This is a genomic window from Wolbachia endosymbiont (group A) of Pogonocherus hispidulus (genome assembly GCF_964028195.1).
Lineage (GTDB): Bacteria > Pseudomonadota > Alphaproteobacteria > Rickettsiales > Anaplasmataceae > Wolbachia.
In genome coordinates this window covers 160,042-178,702 of the sequence record NZ_OZ034750.1, presented here as the reverse complement: position 1 = coordinate 178,702, position 18,661 = coordinate 160,042, and the positions used below count along the sequence as shown (strand labels likewise).

19 protein-coding genes and 1 tRNA gene are annotated in these 18,661 nt (G+C 36.5%); 7 read left to right on the top strand and 13 right to left on the bottom strand.

Annotation, left to right across the window (positions count from 1 at the left end; all coding sequences use genetic code 11):
- Positions 1–2: 2 nt before the first annotated feature.
- Complete coding sequence (gene terL / locus ABWU58_RS00880) at positions 3–1,445, bottom strand: phage terminase large subunit (protein ID WP_353283681.1); 1,443 nt, start codon at positions 1,443–1,445, stop codon at positions 3–5.
- Positions 1,446–1,763: 318 nt separating this feature from the next.
- Between terL and ABWU58_RS00875 the strand changes: the two genes are divergently transcribed.
- On the top strand, positions 1,764–1,886 hold the full coding sequence (locus ABWU58_RS00875) for a hypothetical protein (protein WP_353283308.1): 123 nt from the start codon (positions 1,764–1,766) through the stop codon (positions 1,884–1,886).
- Positions 1,887–2,383: 497 nt separating this feature from the next.
- Here the strand turns inward: ABWU58_RS00875 and ABWU58_RS00870 are convergent.
- A tRNA-Met gene (locus tag ABWU58_RS00870) sits at positions 2,384–2,460 on the bottom strand.
- Positions 2,461–2,558: 98 nt separating this feature from the next.
- Here ABWU58_RS00870 and ABWU58_RS00865 point away from each other — a divergent pair.
- The 4 genes from ABWU58_RS00865 (at position 2,559) to ABWU58_RS00850 (ending at position 7,486) form a co-directional block, all read left to right on the top strand.
- On the top strand, positions 2,559–4,703 hold the full coding sequence (locus tag ABWU58_RS00865; protein WP_353283680.1) for a ComEC/Rec2 family competence protein: 2,145 nt from the start codon (positions 2,559–2,561) through the stop codon (positions 4,701–4,703).
- An 86-nt stretch (positions 4,704–4,789) separates the two neighbouring features.
- Positions 4,790–6,085 (top strand): hypothetical protein, encoded by a 1,296-nt coding sequence (locus ABWU58_RS00860; protein ID WP_353283307.1) that lies wholly within the window; start codon positions 4,790–4,792, stop codon positions 6,083–6,085.
- Between the two features lie 4 nt (positions 6,086–6,089).
- The gene (locus ABWU58_RS00855) at positions 6,090–6,560 is read left to right on the top strand and encodes a hypothetical protein (protein ID WP_353283306.1); all 471 of its coding nucleotides are present in this window, start codon (positions 6,090–6,092) and stop codon (positions 6,558–6,560) included.
- A gap of 53 nt (positions 6,561–6,613) precedes the next feature.
- Positions 6,614–7,486 carry an RluA family pseudouridine synthase gene (locus ABWU58_RS00850; RefSeq protein WP_410542049.1) on the top strand — a complete coding sequence of 291 codons (873 nt, stop codon included), beginning with the start codon at positions 6,614–6,616 and terminating at the stop codon, positions 7,484–7,486.
- 11 nt (positions 7,487–7,497) lie between these two features.
- Here ABWU58_RS00850 and ABWU58_RS00845 read toward each other — a convergent pair whose 3' ends face one another.
- From ABWU58_RS00845 to ABWU58_RS00820, 6 genes are all read right to left on the bottom strand, one after another.
- Positions 7,498–7,848, bottom strand: coding sequence for a diacylglycerol kinase (locus ABWU58_RS00845; RefSeq protein WP_353283305.1), 351 nt, complete (start codon positions 7,846–7,848; stop codon positions 7,498–7,500).
- Between the two features lie 96 nt (positions 7,849–7,944).
- Positions 7,945–8,157 carry a hypothetical protein gene (locus ABWU58_RS00840; protein WP_353283304.1) on the bottom strand — a complete coding sequence of 71 codons (213 nt, stop codon included), beginning with the start codon at positions 8,155–8,157 and terminating at the stop codon, positions 7,945–7,947.
- 53 nt (positions 8,158–8,210) lie between these two features.
- Positions 8,211–9,455 carry a group II intron reverse transcriptase/maturase gene (gene ltrA, locus ABWU58_RS00835; RefSeq protein WP_353276809.1) on the bottom strand — a complete coding sequence of 415 codons (1,245 nt, stop codon included), beginning with the start codon at positions 9,453–9,455 and terminating at the stop codon, positions 8,211–8,213.
- A 52-nt stretch (positions 9,456–9,507) separates the two neighbouring features.
- Positions 9,508–9,648: a hypothetical protein gene (locus ABWU58_RS00830; protein ID WP_019078704.1), complete on the bottom strand. Its 141-nt coding sequence runs from the start codon at positions 9,646–9,648 to the stop codon at positions 9,508–9,510.
- Positions 9,649–9,966: 318 nt separating this feature from the next.
- A complete protein-coding gene (locus ABWU58_RS00825) occupies positions 9,967–10,620 on the bottom strand; it encodes an EndoU domain-containing protein (protein ID WP_353283303.1) in 654 nt (217 codons plus the stop codon).
- 58 nt (positions 10,621–10,678) lie between these two features.
- Positions 10,679–11,866 carry a phosphoglycerate kinase gene (locus tag ABWU58_RS00820; protein WP_353283302.1) on the bottom strand — a complete coding sequence of 396 codons (1,188 nt, stop codon included), beginning with the start codon at positions 11,864–11,866 and terminating at the stop codon, positions 10,679–10,681.
- A gap of 305 nt (positions 11,867–12,171) precedes the next feature.
- Between ABWU58_RS00820 and lepB the strand changes: the two genes are divergently transcribed.
- Positions 12,172–12,918 carry a signal peptidase I gene (gene lepB / locus ABWU58_RS00815; RefSeq protein WP_264329043.1) on the top strand — a complete coding sequence of 249 codons (747 nt, stop codon included), beginning with the start codon at positions 12,172–12,174 and terminating at the stop codon, positions 12,916–12,918.
- A gap of 3 nt (positions 12,919–12,921) precedes the next feature.
- On the opposite strand, the gene ABWU58_RS00810 is transcribed toward lepB, so the two are convergent.
- Genes ABWU58_RS00810 through iscU form a run of 4 tightly spaced genes read right to left on the bottom strand, consistent with a single transcriptional unit; the run spans position 12,922 to position 15,992 of the window.
- Positions 12,922–14,757: an Hsp70 family protein gene (locus ABWU58_RS00810; RefSeq protein WP_353283301.1), complete on the bottom strand. Its 1,836-nt coding sequence runs from the start codon at positions 14,755–14,757 to the stop codon at positions 12,922–12,924.
- Positions 14,735–15,193 carry an iron-sulfur cluster co-chaperone HscB C-terminal domain-containing protein gene (locus ABWU58_RS00805; protein WP_164224977.1) on the bottom strand — a complete coding sequence of 153 codons (459 nt, stop codon included), beginning with the start codon at positions 15,191–15,193 and terminating at the stop codon, positions 14,735–14,737. The genes ABWU58_RS00810 and ABWU58_RS00805 overlap by 23 nt, the downstream gene beginning before the upstream one ends.
- Positions 15,186–15,590 (bottom strand): HesB/IscA family protein, encoded by a 405-nt coding sequence (locus ABWU58_RS00800; protein WP_353283300.1) that lies wholly within the window; start codon positions 15,588–15,590, stop codon positions 15,186–15,188. The genes ABWU58_RS00805 and ABWU58_RS00800 overlap by 8 nt, the downstream gene beginning before the upstream one ends.
- Before the next feature lie 3 nt (positions 15,591–15,593).
- Positions 15,594–15,992 carry a Fe-S cluster assembly scaffold IscU gene (gene iscU / locus ABWU58_RS00795; protein ID WP_341819324.1) on the bottom strand — a complete coding sequence of 133 codons (399 nt, stop codon included), beginning with the start codon at positions 15,990–15,992 and terminating at the stop codon, positions 15,594–15,596.
- A 190-nt stretch (positions 15,993–16,182) separates the two neighbouring features.
- Between iscU and ftsY the strand changes: the two genes are divergently transcribed.
- A complete protein-coding gene (gene ftsY / locus ABWU58_RS00790; RefSeq protein WP_353283299.1) occupies positions 16,183–17,094 on the top strand; it encodes a signal recognition particle-docking protein FtsY in 912 nt (303 codons plus the stop codon).
- Here the strand turns inward: ftsY and radA are convergent.
- Positions 17,081–18,424, bottom strand: a complete 1,344-nt coding sequence (radA, locus tag ABWU58_RS00785) for a DNA repair protein RadA (protein WP_353283298.1) — start codon at positions 18,422–18,424, stop codon at positions 17,081–17,083. The genes ftsY and radA overlap by 14 nt on opposite strands.
- Positions 18,425–18,661 lie beyond the last annotated feature (237 nt).

Here is an 18,661-nt window from a genome sequence, read left to right as displayed (position 1 = left end):
AATCACAATGCCCGTACAGCTGCGACCCTAGAGCTACTATCTCTCACCCACTGCAGATATTGCACGGTACTATCCACTTGGTCATCGTGGCGAGTTTCTGGAAACATTAAAATCTCATACTCAAAATCATTCAGCCATACTGCTTGGTGCGGCAGAAAAACCTTACCAGACTCTATTATTGGAACAATTTGGTAGAATCGAGCAAGTTTACCGCTATGTGGTACTACCTCGATAACAGGTAGGTCACTATTTGTCTTTAGCTCTTGAATCAATTGCTGACCACTCGTTTTTGCTTCGATTAAAATTGCATGTGGCTTCCACCTTGCAGCTAGTGACAGAACTTGTTCTTTAAGTTTTGGATACTCAAGCTTTGCACGATATACATCAAGTAAATAGAATTTATTATCCGCTTTTGCCCAGGTGGTACAAACGCTAAAGCCGCTAGAATCGCTTATTGAAACCGCAGTGTCCCAACTTTGTGTTACATGCGAGAGATTATCAGGAACATTTTTATAGCGCTTCAGCCACTCTCGTTTAATTATACCACTTGAAAGTGGCAGAGGGTTTTGTTGATATTGGGCAGCAAAAGCGTAACTACCAAGTTCGACTTTTATCATCTTAACTTCTTTTTTTCCTCCATAGAGGGGATATAATAGCTGGCCTTCTTCTCTTGAGTATAACATCTTTGCAGGTCTAGCACGCGATGCTGTTTTATTACTGGTTGTAGTTACTTGGACGACAGGAACAGAAAGTGCTGGCTTTTTGATTGAATAAATGATCTCCTTATTTTCAGATATCATTGGTAAACAAATATGATGCCATATGTTTTTCGGTTTGGAGAGAAGGTGCCCGGTTAAGTCTTCCAAGTGGAGCCTATGCATCACAAGAACAATTACTCCTTTTTTTCTGTCGTTGAGCCTCGTTACTAAAGTCTGATCAAACCAGTTTGTGGCACGCTTTCTAAACGTTTCACTCAAAGCTTGGGCGGGACTCAGTGGATCATCTACGATGATGAAATCACCACCTTCACCGGTTAATGTTCCTCCAACGGACGTTGCGATTCTGTATCCTCTCTGCACTGTTTGAAATTTGTACTTGGTATTCTGATCTTTGGATAATTCTACTTCTGGAAATAGCTTTTTATACCAACCAGATTGCATTACGCACCTTGTATCGAGCGAGTGCTTTTCGCTGAGCAGCCGAGAGTAACTTGCAACTATTACTCTTGCAGTTGGCTGGTTTCCCAGTATCCATGCGGGCCACGCAACACTAACGCACAGGGACTTCATTGAACGCGGAGGCATATTGAATATTATTCGCCTCATTTTGCCAACGTTTGCCGCTTCAAGTCTGTCTGCTATGACTTTTATATACTGATAATCATTATACTCACACCCCGGCACCACCGTTTGAAAGCATAACTCAATGAATTTTAGAAAGTTCATGATATAATGTTGAAACCAGCGCGTGACGCTGGGATGACAAAAAAAGGAGCACTGGAATGACAAGGCTATAGGTTGCAAGCAAGACGTCATACCGCCGCAGACCGTCATGCTGCCGCGAACCGTCATACCGCCGCGGTATCTCAAAGCATAGATCCCGCTAACACGTAGCGGGATGACGGTTGTCAGGCTAGTACCTTCTCCTGTCATCCCAGTGCCTCCTTCTTCTGTCATCCCAGTGCCCAGACACTGGGATCCAGGAATTTTATTAAGTTGGTAAGCATAAAAATAGGTGTTTTACGTTAAAATACAACGTTTTCGATGAGATTGCAGGAAGGCTGGATCCCAGTGCCTGGGCACTGGGATGACAAAAAAAGGAGCACTGGAATGACACCTTCCTGCCCAGTTCATGTTGCTATAAATATTAAGGAATTTACCAAATGAAGAAAAAAGGCAAAAGAAACCCCGTGGTGGTTGGCTATTTACTATGTACTAAAATATCGGCGTTTTTTTTATTCTAAAACGCTTGATTAAGAGCGATTTAGCTGCTTTTAACTTGCAACTAACCTACACCGCAAGTGTTTAAGAAATTTACTAAGCAGAAAAAAAGGCAAAGAAAACCTAGGGTAGCTAGTATTCAAATTCTCCCTTGTTCTATTTGACGTCTTTTGATGTCTTAAACGCTTTATAAGCGCGTTTCGGCTTGTATAGGTAGAAACCCAGAAGTTTTATAAAGACATGAGGTGCACATAGTGCAAAAAATTAAGCATGATTTACGCCAAATACAAAGTTCCCTTTGTCGTTTTAATCTGCAGATTGCGAAGATAAATAAATAGCTTCACTTTCATGATAAGGGGGCTGGCGGAGTTTGTCAAGTAAGTTTTTCGTTTAATCCGTTTCCATGAACTACCTGAAACCACAATATTCGCACAGTTGGAAAATGGTTGCGGGAGTAGGATTTGAACCTACGACCTTCAGGTTATGAGCCTGACGAGCTACCGAGCTGCTCCATCCCGCGTCGTTGTTTATTTAGTTATTATATATACAATAATAGAAAATAAAAGAATAAAATTGCGTCACAGTCACATATCGGTATGTTTGTTAACTTTCTTTGACATAATAGTTAGTTATATACGTCATAACCTACACAATGAAAAATATAACTTGATACTATGGTTTCCTGTGTGTCAGTGTGTAGGGATTTTAACCTATTTTTCCCTAAGTTTTGAACCAAGCTGCACTTTCACTATATCTATTTTTCTTTTGCTTTCACCTATACTAATTCTGATTGCAATATTGTATAAAAGGTACGCGATATTATGTATCGCTTTAATTGCAGTGCTCATAGGGTTTACAGCTAGTAAATTAAGAACAGCTTTAGTTGATACTCAAATTCTTGATAAAGAGAGATACGTAAAAGATATCGTTGCCACAGTGAAGGATATTAACGACAGGGGCTCATACAAACAATTTCTGCTTTCTGTCTCTACTATCTCAAAATCCTCTCCTGTCATCCCAGCACCACCTTTTGTCATCCCAGTACTTGATACTGGGATCCAGAAAAAAAAGATATGGATTCCAGCGTTACGCGCTGGAATGACACCGGATAGAGCTCTAGATAACATCAGAATATCGGTTAGAACCAAAGTGGAAGAAGGCATTAAAATAGGCGATCAAGTAAAATTATCAGCAAAACTCTTCCCTCTAAAGATTGCGCCCTCGGAGTATGCATATGATTTTGCAAGAATGGCATATTACCAGAAAATAAGTGCAACAGGTTTTGCAACAAGCAAAATAGCTTTGCACAAAAAGGCTGAAGCAAGAAAATTTCAAGAGTATATAGAATCTTTCCGTCAATACATCTATGAAAACCTGCAGCAAAATATCAAAAAACCACATGCGGATATAATCTCTGCATTACTAATTGGTAAAAAAGATGGCATAGATCAAAAAACTATGGATGCAATACGAGATTCAGGTATAGCACATTTGTTTGCCATATCTGGTTTGCATTTATCATTCGTTGCTGGTCTGTTTTTTGTAGTGTTTCGTAATTTATTCGCAATATCTGAAACTTTGACTCTTAAGTATAACACCAAGAAAATATCTGCATTCCTTACTATCTTGCCAACCACGTTTTATTTGTTGATTACCGGTATGCAAATTTCTGCTCAGCGTGCCTACATCATGGTGATTTTAGTACTTGTTGCAATAATGATAGAGAGAAAATATCGAGGGTTAATAGCAATTGCGTTTGCTGCTGCAGTGATACTCTCAGTAGAACCAGAAGCAATTTTAAAGCCTGGCTTTCAGATGTCATTTTTTGCTGTTTTGGCACTGGTTGCCAGTTATCAAATTAATGCTAATAAATTGTTCAAAATAAAAATAATGAAATATTTTGTATCGATAATGATCAGCTCAGTAATAGCAAGTTTAGCAACTGTTCCGTACACGATATACAATTTTAATTATTTTTCAATTAGTGGCATTATCACAAATTTAGTTGCTATACCAATAGTTACATTAATTATTATTCCACTTGGAATAATTTATGTCTTATTGATTCCTTTAGGTATTGAATGGATTATAGCGCCATTTATAGAGCGCCCAATTGACAGTATTTTGTATATAACAAATGCAATCGCTAGTCTTCAGTATTTGGTTATTCCCATTCGTACTTTTCCTGCCTCATCAATTATTATAATAACACTTGGTTTATTGTGGCTGTGCTTGTGGGAAAGAAATTGGCGTTTCTTCGGAATTTTCTTTATTGTGCTGGGTATTTGCTTTAGCACCGCATATAAAACCCCCGACATCCTAATAAATGCTGATAATGTTGCTGCAAAGGAGAGTGATAACTTACTATATTCTCTCACCAGAAAAAATAGGAACTTTGTTGTCAAAACATGGGCGAAACAAAATGGGCAGAACCAAATTTTGAATCATAAAAAATACAATAACTCAGATAAAAGACTAAAATGTAACGATTATGGCTGTATATATAATAAAGGAAATAATAAATCAGTACTGCTTGCTTATAAAAAAGAAGATATTTCAGAAAATTGTGATAAAGTTGATTTAATAATTCAATTAAGTGAATTCGACTATTCAGTTTGTAATACTAGAACTATTAAATACACCAATCTAAAACCATATGGCACACATTCAATTTGGTTAACAAATCGTTACGTAAAGATTAACAAAGTGCGCTCTAATAGGCCTTGGCATAAGTTAAAAAGCTTGATTTCAAAGTGTTATTAATATATAATTAATTAAATTTAAATATAAGGAAATTTATGACCTCAGGTACCACAAAAAACCCCTTAGGTATTAAGGTAACTCACGATGTGAGCAAAATAAATGATGCCATTGGCTATTTTCCTAAAGCATGGTGCGCAATAAAAAAGTATTCTATAAATAACACCCTACCTATAGCAGCCGTGGATGCTTGGTTTCAATTTTCTCTAGCCTATATTGCTGCAGTCATGATAACTGATGGTGATGTAAGTTTCATCACAAACATTCTTAATTCACGAATAATGCCAGCCTATGTTTATGCTTCTATTATTTTTGGGGTGATTCTTGTAGCATTTCTTGCTATAAAACATATGAACAGGCAAGAGATAAAAGATGAGAAATCAAAAGATGGTGATAGCCCAATAGATATAAAGATTCGAGGTGGAAAAAGTGATGGAATAAATGAGATCGCTCAAAATGCATTAACAATAGAAATTGTTCCTGATTTGGTCGATAAAAAGCAAGGTTTTTCAATAGTTTTACCAATCTCTGAAAAACAGGGAGAGATGTTGGAAAACAAAAGACAAGAGAATAGGAATAAAGTTATTTTGTTTACTGTGCCATATGTGCTGAGCGGTCTAATTGTAACTGGTGCATTGATACAAAATAAATTTAGTTTTGCCAATGTTCATGGTCGGGCAGAATGGGGTTTCATTGCATTCGTGGGTACTGTCTTCATTGCTGGAATATGTATAGCATTAAGTAAGTTAAAAAATAATGAAGTAAATAACGCACATAATATCGTTAAAAAATTCAATAATTTAGATGTTTTACTTCCATGTAGAAAAGGCACGATTGTATCGGTAATGGAAAACAAATTTGAAAGTAAAGAGGAGAATGATCCTATATCTCGATTGATAAAATTACTTGATAAGCGCCTAACTCATTTGGTCAATGAAGTTTGTTACCTGTTTGACAACAGTCTTTTAAAGCCTGCAAATGTTAATATTAAAGAAACGCTTGGCAGTATAGGGAAGGATCTCAAAGCTTTACTTGATAAATTAGAAGAAGATATAAAGAAAAATGTGGATAAGGTGAAAACAACTGCTAGTAAAGAAATAACTGACTGCCTGAAAGATATTAGTAAAAGTGTGAATGTTCTGTGTAAAGAAGTTAGCAAAGACATAAAAGGTAAACTGAGTGAAGTGGATGTAAAGAAGGTAATGGACACAATAAATGTTATTAAGAGTGCAGTAGAGACTATTGACGATAGAGTAGCTAGACTTAAACCTGGAGCCCGTATGGGATTATCCGGAGCAACTTTTGCAGATGAAAGACTGCCTAACGCACCTAATAACCCCAACCCTCAACAAAATGGGCAAGGAAGCAGTAGTCAATCTAAATAAAGATATGCAAACTAGTACTAATGAATCTGCAGATCAAGAGATACAGACACAGTTATTAGAAGAACACAACCGACCAAGTGAGCCTGATAATGAAGATAATACTGATCAATTAGTAGATGAAGAGAAGGAGCTACAAGAACAAATGGCAGTCTTAGAAAAACAAGACAGAGTAAGGCAGCTGAAAAAAGATTTATTTGAACGAGAAAGAACAGATGAATGGAAAGAAAAAATCAACGGCAAAGCAAGTGACTTTCTATATTATTTATTAGAATCTATTAAGTTGGAAGAAAAAGATAATAAAGAAAAAAAGGTTGAGGCAACATTACGAAATTTTGATAATAAAATAATAATTCACTGGAAAGATGGCTCTAAGACAACTTGCCATATTAAAAAACAAGGTGATCTTCCTAGTACAAAAGTTGATTTTGTAGATCAAAATATTCAAGCAGCATTTAAAGTAGCGTGTGCAGGATAGATATAACCTTAAACATTAATAGTGATGAGAAAAAATTAAGGTTAGACACCTATATAGCTGAAAAGTGCAACATATCACGCAGTAAAGCGCAAAGATTGATACAAAATGAGCAGGTGAAATTACTTGGCATACCGATAATTAATAATGACCACATAGTAAAACCAGATGAAGAGTATGTGGTGCATCTCGTTCAACCTGACATATCCACATCAATTGAGCCTAATTATGACATAAAACTTGATATCGTCTATGAAGATGAGGACATTATAGTTCTGAATAAACAAAGTGGATTAACAGTGCACCCAGGTGCTGGGACAAACAATGATACGCTTTTGAACGCAGTTATCGCTCACCTTGATGTAAGACCAGGAATTGTTCATAGACTCGATAAAGATACCAGTGGGCTAATGGTAATTGCAAAAAATGAAGAAGCCCATGGTTTTTTGTCTGAATTGTTATCAAATCGTAAAATAAAGCGAGAATATTTAGCAGTAGTTTGGGGAGCATTATCTTCCCAGCAGGGAACTATAGAAACTAATATTGCTCCCAAACGCGGTAATAAAGAAATGATGTGTGTAACAAAAATCACAGGCAAATTAGCAATCACTCACTATTTAGTGCAGAAAGTTATAGGACAAGCAAGCCTGGTTAAATGCACTTTAGAGACAGGCAGAACACACCAAATTCGAGTCCACATGAGCCACATAGGACATTCCATAGTTGGTGATCAAGTTTATGGAAAAAATAGTAGTAAAAGCACAAAATATGCTAAAAACTCTAGTTTCATTCGTAATTTCAATAGACAAGCACTACATGCTTATACACTGGGCTTATACCACCCAAAAAGTAAGGAATACATGGAATTTGTCTCTGATTTACCGCAAGATATAAAAACTTTAATTGGTGAGTTTGACAACATATCTTAATAACATTCGTATTAACCTGTCAATATTATCATCCATGTTATCAGGAAGTTAATTAATGAAAGAAAAACTGCTGCACTACCTAGATCTTTCACCTTTTTTGAAAGTATGTGTTGTTCACTGGAAATACGCTCAATTGTCGTTTCAAAAGCAGTGTTAACAATTTCCACAATTAACACCAGGAATAGGCTGCTTATCATTACTGCACGTTCTAGATTACTTACATCCAAAACAAACAAAGTTGAAACACATACTATAAAAAGTAGTAACTCCTGTCTGAACGCAATTTCTGATATAAAAGCTGATTTTATTCCTTCACAAGAGTATCGAATTGCTTTTATTAGACGAATAATGCCCTTCTTCATTATTACTCACAAAACCCTTTAATCAAAATTTTAACTCATTTGGATTTGCTACACCCTATAGCATTTTATCATTTGTTCACCCTATTGGTTTTGAAATTAAGATTTACTGCAACTACAATAAGTACTCTTATCATCACATTTTGGTGTTAAGTCAGGATAGAACGTAAGTATAGCATCATTCTTTCTTACAAACACTGATTGATAATTGTCATCTTCCATTTCATATAGGCACATTCCATCTTTTCCTAATTCCTTGAACGCCTTAGTTGCAGAAATTAAAAGGAGAGTAGACCGGCGGAACTTCCCCACCAGTCTCTCGCAGAACTGCACGGAAACCTCTCGGCTTATACAGCTCCCATTATTTAGCCTTTTGATCCTAACCCAAGTGTCCAATGATAGAAAATACTTGGAGACCTCTTTCTCACTTTTCCTAGAAATTGCTTTGCTAGTCTTCCGTGATCACGAAGTTTCTTATATTTTGTCCTGACCCATCTTATGAGGTATCTCTCTATATTTCTGAGAGATGGATACATCTCTGATTTATAAAACCTGCCATAGTACTGAAACCAGCCTCTGACTATTGGATCTATTTTCTTCGATATTTCCTCTAGTGTGGTCCATGTAATCCGATGTATTCTCCATGACTTTATGGTTTTCTTGATCTTCTTCTTGGCTTTGTTACTAATTGCAGGTAGAAATGAGATGAAATAATTCCTCATCTTATTCTTTGCTACTCTAGGTCTAAAAGTATAACCTAGAAAATCAAAGCTTTGTTTAGGAAATTGTTCTTTTCTATCATCATCCTTACTGTACACAATCTGTGTCTTTTCAGGATGTAACTTCAATTTACACTTAGCCAATCTTTCTTCAATCATTACTTTCATAAATCCTGCCTGTCTTTTAGTTCTGCAGTGCACTATCGCATCATCTACATATCTTTCAAATGGTACTGTTGGATAATTTTGTTTCATCCACATATCAAACGCATGGTGCATAAATATGCTTGAAATGATTGGGCTTATTGAACCTCCTTGCGGAACTCCTTTATCCCTTGTTACCCTACTGCCATCTGCTTGCTGAATGGGGGCTTTCATCCACCTCTCAACATACAGTATGACCCATTTGCAGTCTGTGTGTTTCTTGATAGCCTGCAGTGCTAAATCGTGGTCCAGATTGTCGAAAAATCCAGATATATCAAGATCTACCGTCCAATCATTTTTCCAACATCTCTTCCGTGCTGTGTATACCGCATCCAGCGCAGACTTATTTGGTCTATAACCATATGAATCTTCGTGAAATTTCGGTTCTACTAACGGCTCAAGATACATTGTAGCTGCTGTTTGCGCTATCCTGTCGAATACTGAAGGCACACATAAAATTCTTTGCCCTCCTGTATCTTTTGGTATCGCAACAGCTTTTACCGGCTCTGGAAAATAACTTCCGGATGACATCCGATTCCATAATTTGTATAGATTATCCTTTAGATTTTCTTCAAACTTTGTTATCGAGACCTCATCTACACCTGCTGCACCTTTATTTTTCGATACTTGTTTATAAGCTCTCCAAATAAGTTGCTTTGGTATATCAAAAGACTTTGTTTCATTCATTAACTCCTCCCTTTCGGTTGATAAATAATTAAAACTAAATAACTTAGCCCCTTCACTCCATTTCCATTACAGAAACTTCTTCGCTACTACGAGCTAATCCGCCCCTGTTTTTCGCATCGGTACTCTCATCCTCAGAGATCAGCTCTTTGGACTTCTCCCTTTTCATCGAAACGACAGGTTCCCGTAGTTCCATGCAATAGCCTAAAATAGATTCACGCCACTTTTATGCCGGACGCCACCTACCCAGTAAACAAGCTCCCTGTAGATTCATCCCAGGTTAACGACTACCCCCTGGTTTTGACGTCGTCTCTACGCTTTCGACACTTCATCAGTGGTTCACTTGCGTTCGTCTCTCTATTTCATACATGACACATAATTGTGCCTTTTCCATAACGCTCACTACCTTAGCTCTTTACCAAAGCAGCTTATGGCTGTTTGAAGCCTGCTCTTGCAAACCGGCTCCGAGGGGCCCTCCCTCATCTACTGCACAGCTTCAACACTTTCCGTGTTTCTACGGCGCACTATCATCGGCATGAAGGTTATATGCGTATCCATTTGGGCATTTAACTTTCACTTCCTCATCCTTACCCAAATATTTCATTCCAAATGTATAAACTGGTGGCTTAATATCTGATTTATTGCATAGGGACTTATCATTCCAAATTGCACCTGCCCATTTATCTTCCTGAGCTTCAACATATCTACCTACAAAATGCATACCACCTAATTTATCGTTTGGCTCACCACAAAAAATATGTCCAAACCCTATAGTTTCTTTTTCACTTCCACTATTTGTAAACCAAATGTTAGCCAGTTCATCTTTAAATAACTCCAAATCCGCATCTGGCGTAATCACTTGATGATCAAGCTTATCATATATTCCTTTCACTACTTCTTGATGCTGCGGACAACTAAGTAAAATTTTGAAATCTTCTTTATCTGGATGTGCTCCCCAATCTCCACAAACTTTCAACACTCCTCTATCGAAGTCAGTTAATTCTGGAAACGGTGGTATATAACCTGGTTGTGAACTGAAAAATGGCTCAAAATTGACCTTAACATTTTCTTCTACATAGTCAGTGTGAAAATAATGATCCCTAATATAAAAAATAAATCCTATTATTGGTATTATTAAACACAAAATTAGTTTAACTGTCTTCGACATAATCACGTTCACAAAAAAGCTAGCCTATAAGAAACAATTTAAAAAAGTTTTAATCTAATCATTTTTGCAGAGCAGCAATTCCCGGCATTTCGTCACCACCCAGCCAACTTAAAAACGCTCCTCCACCAGTGGAAACACATGTAAAATCCTTATCGGTAAGGCCTGCAGCGCTTATTGAAGATAGACTATCACCTCCCCCTATTATGCTGGTTAACTTTCCTTTGTGCGTTAAGTCACTTACGACTTTCATTACCCCTATTGTACCACTTGCAAAAGCTGAATGTTCAAAAACACCAATAGGTCCATTCCACAGCAGAGTCTTACTGCTTGCTATTATACTGCTTATTGTACTCAAAGTTTGTGGTCCGATATCCAAAATTATATCACCGTCCAAAATGGACTCAGTTCTTCTTGAAATACTAGTGCTGTAATCAGAGTTTACTGCAACCAGAACGTCTTCTGGCACAACTATTTTGCAATTGTTTTTATTTGCTGTTTCAATAATATTATGTAGAAGGTCGTCAACACCATTTTGAAAGAAAGATTTTCCTATATTTACTTTGCTAAATGACAAAAAATTATTAGCAATTGCACCACAGAGAACTAGGTAATCAACTTTTTCCGCTAGCTTTATAAGCATTTTTATCTTAGTTGACATTTTGGCTCCCCCAACTATCGCAGTAATAGGTTTAGCTTTAAACGATACAGCTTTTTCAAGATACTTTAGCTCATCTTGTAAGCAAAATCCCGCGTAGGAAGGTAAAAATTCTGTAATGTGTGAAATAGAAGCGTGAGCTCTGTGAGAGCAAGAAAATGCATCATTTACATATATATCCGCTAGAGATGCTAGTTGTTTGGCAAAATTTGAGTCACTTTGCTCTTCCTCTTTATAAAATCTTAGATTCTCTAGTAGTATTATATCTCTTGCATCCATAGCACTCACTGCTTTTTGCACTTTTTCACCAACGCAATCATCAATGAATTTCACTTTTTTATTTAGTAACTGCGATAAAGTGTCAATTACATTTTTTAGCGACAGATTATTGTCTCTGGCCTTTGGGCGTCCGAAATGCGATATAATAATAATCTTTGCACTTGCATTCACTAAATACTCAATAGTAGGCAATGCTCTCAAAATACGAGTGACGTCACGAATTTCTCCATCTTTTATAGGAACATTGAAGTCAACTCTGAGTAAGACGGTTTTATTGTGAAGATCACAATTTTCTATACTAGGTATATTCATTGTAAAACTAAAGCTATAAAGCCACTATACAGCAGTTTGACCTAAAGTAAAGTTTTAAGTTTACGAACATTTAAGGAAATTTGCATCCAGATGGTGTCAGCTACTTTCATCTGCCACCTGCAAATTGCAATGTTTGTACAGTTATGTGTCACGCTACTTGGATGACACCGTTGAAAGAAATGAACCGCCTTTTCAAAATTGTTTTGAATAGAGGAATAACATTCACAAGTAAAATTTCATATTACCATTTTTTAATTTATGTATTATAATAAGCTTAATCTATAAGAAAAACAAAGTTGGAAAAGTTGGAAGAACTAAGCAAAAACTGGGTGATAAGAACGGGAAGATTTTTATCTTCATTGTTTTTTTTACTGTTGATTGCGCTATCAATACGTAGTTTTTTATTCGAGCCATTTCATATACCTTCTGGTTCAATGAAAAGCACCCTACTTGAAGGGGATTACATTTTTACTAGTAAATATTCATACGGTTACAGTAAACACTCATTTCCATTTTCTCCAAACATTTTTAGCGGCAGGATTTTTTATACCCCTCCAAAGCGTGGCGACATAGTAGTTTTCAAACCCACAAGAAATGACAGCATCAGGTTTGTTAAGCGAGTAATAGGAACACCAGGTGACAAAGTGCAAATGATAGAGGGAGAATTATACCTAAATGATCAGAAAGTAGAGCGAAGGCAAATTGAAAGTTTTTTTGATTATGAGTCAAATCGTAACATACCAAGATATATAGAAACGCTTTTAAGTGGCAAGGAGCATGAGATTTTGGTAGATAACATTTCTAATAAGCTATCATATAACACTCCGGTTTATTATGTACCTAACGATCAATTTTTTGTTATGGGAGACAATAGAAATAATTCTTTGGATAGCAGGTTTCCTGAGGTTGGTTTTGTACCAATGGAAAATATCATTGGGCGTGTAAGTATAGTTGGTTTATCGTTTAAATTGGGGAAGGTCGATTGGTTACCATTTAATTTCAGGTTACCTGTTGCTCTGAGATTTGACAGGATATTGCATAAAGTTGTGTAAACTCTACCTATCTGTTAATTCACATAATTCTAAAGCAGAACTTTCTAACTCAGCGATAGCGTTGTTAATTTCATTCAAGTCATTGCCTTGTAAAGCGTTTTTTGCGTTTTGTAATAGGTTTTTCAACTTTTGATCAGTGGAAACATTTTCAACTAGATGTATGAGCTTGTTACCGTTAATTTTAGCCTCTGCAAGGGAACGAGCCTTCATATCTTCATCAAAGCTGTTTATTGACTGGTTAACCATATTTTGAACATCAGCTTCACTCAAGCCAAAATTTGAATTTACTTCAACTGTCTGCTCAATTCCAGTAGCTTTTTCTCTTGCAGTAACAGTCAAGATCCCGTCAACGTTAACTGTAAATTCTATTTCAATTCTTGCAGAACCTGCAGGCAGTGGCGGTATACCTTTTAGTTCAAACTGCGCTAAAGATTTGTTATCCTCTATCATTTCACGTTCTCCCTGACAAACGTGAATTTTCATTGCTGGTTGCCCATCAACATAAGTTGTAAACTCTTTTATCTCTGAAACTGGTAGTGGTGTATTTCTTGGTATGATTTTTTCAACTATGCCTCCCATAGTTTCTATGCCAAGTGATAAAGGTAGAACATCAAGGAGAACAGAATGAGCCTGCAAAGCTGCTCCAATGACCACTGCTTTATCTGGATCTGCGTCACTTAGTACTTTATTTCCAAAGAGTTTGACTAGTGAATTTTGAACCAATGGTGTTCTAGTTGCACCACCAACTAAAATTACTCCTTTTATATCATCAATTTTAAGATCTATATCGCTTATAGTACGAGTGACTATATTGATAGTCTTGTTAACCAAAGGACTTATTGCCTGTTCGAACTTCTCTCTAGTTATTTCACATTCAAATGGCTTGCCGTTAATGTTAAAGCCAAAAGTGCCTACAGTATTTTTGCTCAGATATTCCTTCACAGTACGTAATTTAACGAATGATAATAGCCCTGTCATTCCAGTGCTTGACACTGGAATCCAGTTCTTATTATATAACTTTCTAGTGTGTTCATTTGTAATCAAACTTTCTGGATCCCAGTGTCGGAGCACTGGGATGACACTAGAGCATTCTTTGTTTAAACCTACTTTTTCTCTATACTTATCAAGTACAATTGAACTTAGTAGGTGATCAAAATCATCACCGCCGAGTTTGGTATCACCACCAACCGCAAGGACTTGAAACACTCCTTGATGTAATTTCAATATCGAAATATCAAATGTTCCTCCACCAAGGTCATAAACTGCATATATTCCACTGTTATTGTTCTTTTCAATGGAGTAAGAAAGCGCTGCAGCGGTTGGCTCGTTAACGAGGCGAAGAACTTCTATGCCAGCTAATTTTGCTGCATATTTAGTTGCGTTACGTGCTGAATCGTCAAAGTAAGCTGGCACAGTAATTACTGCTTTTTTCACTTTTATCCCTGTGGATTTTTTTACCCTCTCGCATAAAGCTTTTAATATCTCAGCAGAAATCTCAACAGGAGTAAGATACTTCTCCTCTGAGCATTTTACTCTAATAACTTTTTCGCTTTCATGATCTATTTCAAAATTGAGGCCTTCTTTATTTAATTCTTCAACACCTTTACCCATTAGACGCTTTATTGAGTAGATTGCATTTTGACCGACGTCACAGCCAGTTTTCAATGTATTATTTTCATACGAAATAACAGAAGGTAGTAGCTCTCTTCCTTGCTCATCTTTAAATATCTCCACGTTGCCAGCTTTATTTACCATGGCAATTAAAGAATTGGTAGTACCAAGATCTATACCAAAAACTACTTCACTTGAATTTGGTTCAGAAATTTGAATTGGTTGCATTCTTTTTCACCTCCTCAAATGACTTATATAAATATTTCAATCTTAAGACTTGTGTAGCAGCTCCATCAAAATTCTTTACAGCAAAAGTGTTAATTAGGTTTTTAACGCAATCTTTTATTTTTTCATCAACCATCCTACTTGCAAATTGTAGATCATCGCAGTCCAGCAAATATTCTCTTATTTCCATTGATTCATTTAATATTTCAGAATTTGGATGATCCTTTGGGCTTTCCACACCAAAAAGATTCAACAAATGCTTGGCACGTTCTAGTGGTGACTTTAGCACTTGATAAGCTTTGTTAATATTAATTATATTTTTAGATTGTCCTTCGTTTATATCAGTCCTGCTTAGCTCAATATATTTTTTCTCTAACTCATCAAAGCTGATATTGAAAGTTGGTTCAATTTCAAACAATGTAAAATAGCTGCTAGACATGAAAACTCTCTCCACAACCACACTTTCCTTTTTCATTGGGATTTTTGAAAACAAAACCCGATGAAAATTTTCCTTCTACATAATCCATTTCAGAGCCAAGAATAAACATGACGGATTTTGGATCGATCAACACTTTAACTTTTTGGTCATCACTGCAGTTTTCCTCAATCATCGACTCTAAAGGACGAGTATCATACGCATATTCAATATCATATTTTAAACCAGAACATCCTTTTTGTTTAATTAGCACTCTTATTCCTATTGCTTCTTCCGGTTTCTCAAGGTTAGTATGCTTCTTTTGGTCCAATAAATACCTTATCCTCTCCACTGCTTTCGCAGTTATAGTAATAAGTTTTTTATCTTTCTTTATAGCGTTTACTCCTTGATATTCACTCATGCTTTAGTTCTCAATGTCCACTTTATTTTGTTTGCTTTGATAATCATGAATAGCAGCCTTTATAGCATCTTCAGCAAGCACCGAGCAGTGTATCTTCACTGGAGGTAAAGACAACTCTTCCACTATTTGAGTATTCTTTATCTGTGTAACGTCACTGATGGTTCTTCCCTTTATCATCTCTGTTAACAAGGAACTTGAAGCAATGGCAGAACCGCAACCAAAAGTTTTAAATTTTGCATCTTCAATCACACCTTTGTCATTGACTTTTATCTGCAGCTTCATAACGTCGCCGCACGATGGTGCACCAACTAAACCAGTACCAACATTTGGATCATTTTTATCCAGAGAGCCAACATTCCTTGGATTTTCATAATGATCTAAAATTTTCTCATTATAACTCATAAAATTACCTGTAAACTATTACTTACATTATAACATATTTAGGTTAAAAACTAAAGAAAAAACACTAGTATCACGGGAATTTTACTCACAAAATAACGCTAAAATGAGTGTATTTTACTTTACAAATTCACGTAGTGCATGTCATTCTCTATATTGTAATTAAGTTTGTAATTTTAAAAGGAGCATTCCCTTGAGTTTATTTGGTAATCTTTATAAAGGCTTGTTGAAAACTTCTTCGCGCTTTAGCGATGGAGTAAAGAGTATTTTCTCTGATAAAAAAAAATTAGATCAGTCGCTTTTAGATGAATTAGAAGAATTGCTAATTAGCATGGACATCGGTCATAAAACTTCTAAGTTGATTATCGATAGGTTCGCAAGCATCAAATTTGACAAGGAAGTTGAGCATAATATTATCTCGCAGCAGTTAATGAACGAAATAGAAGCTATATTGAGCCCAGTTGTACAGCCGTTAATTTTAAACAAAAAACCACATATAATAATGGTATGTGGAGTAAATGGTAATGGTAAGACCACGACTATAGGTAAGCTCGCATATAAATATAAGGAGATGGGAAAATCTGTTATGCTTGTTGCGTGTGACACATTTAGAGCTGCTGCTAGTGAGCAATTAAATATTTGGGCAGAACGTTCTGATTGTTCTATCGTTACTGGAGAGTACGGTAGCGACTCTGCAAGTGTGGCATATAGAGCTGTAAGTCAAGCTATAAAAGATAACATTGATGTTGTTCTAATTGACACAGCAGGAAGGCTGCAAAATAATGTGAACCTTATGGAGGAATTATCAAAAATATATAGAACGATAAAGAAATTAGATGATACTGCTCCTCATGACGTTATTTTAGTTCTTGACGCAACTACCGGCCAAAATGCTTATAGCCAATTAGAAGCATTTAGCAAAATGGTTAATGTTACCGGGCTAATCGTAACAAAGCTAGATGGCACCGCTAAAGGCGGAGTAGTAATTGGACTTGCAGAAGCTTATAAGGTAAAGTTACATGCTATAGGAATTGGCGAAAGTATAGAGGACTTAAAGGAGTTTACTAGTAAAGAATTTGCTGAAGCGTTATTTAATTGTAATTAAAGACTTCTCTTAATTCCCTTACGTGACCAAGCTTAATTATCTCAATATCATGAGAAGAGTAATTACCATTTTTAGGCATAATTGCTTTTTTGAATCCTAACTTTTGTGCTTCTTTTAGTCTAAGATCAGCATGCGAGACATTCCTAATTTCTCCAGAAAGTGCAACTTCACCGCAGATTATTGAAGAAGTTGGCAGCGGTAAATTTACTACACTTGAAATAAGGGAAGCAGCAACAGCAAGATCAGCCGATGGTTCCTGTATTTTCAATCCTCCAGCGATGTTTAGGTACACTTCTTTATCATGCAAAAACATTTTACAGCGAGCATTTAGCACCGCGATGATCATAGCCAATCGATTAATATCCCACCCAACTACTGCCCTTCTTGGGGTTGCCATATTAGTCCCTGCTATCAACGCTTGAACTTCCATTAAAATTGGTCTTGAACCTTCAATTCCTGCAAATACAGCGCTGCCAACTACTTCTCTGTCATGGGCCATCAGAAACAATGATGATGGATTATCAACAGGCACAAGTCCTGCTTCAGACATCTCAAAAACACCAATTTCATTTGCAGGACCAAATCTATTTTTAATAGTGCGTAAAATGCGATATTGATTACTATTTTCACCTTCAAAATATAATACCGTATCCACCATATGCTCCAAAGTTTTAGGTCCAGCTATTTGTCCATCCTTAGTTATATGACCAACTATTAAAAGAGAAATACCATATTGTTTCGCAAGAATGGTTAATTCATGTGCGCAAGTGCGGACCTGAGTTACAGTTCCTGGTGCTGATGTAATTCTGCTATCATACATTGTTTGTATAGAGTCAATTACTAAGAATTTAATACTTTTATTTTCCTTTATTGTTGCTACTACATCAGTTAAAGACACTGTAGATAAAAGCTTAATTTTAGGTTCATTTATCTTAAGACGCTTTGCTCTGAGGCTTACTTGCTCTAAAGATTCCTCGCCAGATACATAAAGACATTCAAAAGAGGAAAGTTGCACAACATTAGCTGCAATTCTAAGCAAAAGGGTAGATTTTCCAATACCAGGTTCGCCTCCAATTAAAATGCTAGCACCTTGAACGATACCCCCACCAAAAACTCTATCCAATTCTTCTATTCCTGTTAGAAAACGACTTGGAGTGATAATTTCGCTACCCGATAACGTCTTTATTAAAATTGGCGCAGATATACTTCTTTTGCCCGTTTTTACTGCTATTTCTTCAACAACTGTATCCCAATTGTCACATGCAATACACTTCCCTACCCACCTACCAGTGCTATGACCACAGGATTGACATACATATACAGTTTTCATCAAAGCCAAAATTATTTTGTTATAATTGTAATAAAAATTAGCTGAATAGGCGAGGTGAATCTATAGCTAACCCAAGAAAGGTTTCCCTACGTCATACCGCCGCGGTATCTCAGCAGATTCCGCTAACGAGTAGCGGGATGCCGAGGTTATCGTCATGCTACCGCGAACCGTCATACCGCCATGGAATAATTAACCGTCATACCGCGATTCATTCGCGGTATCTTTAGATCCCGCTAA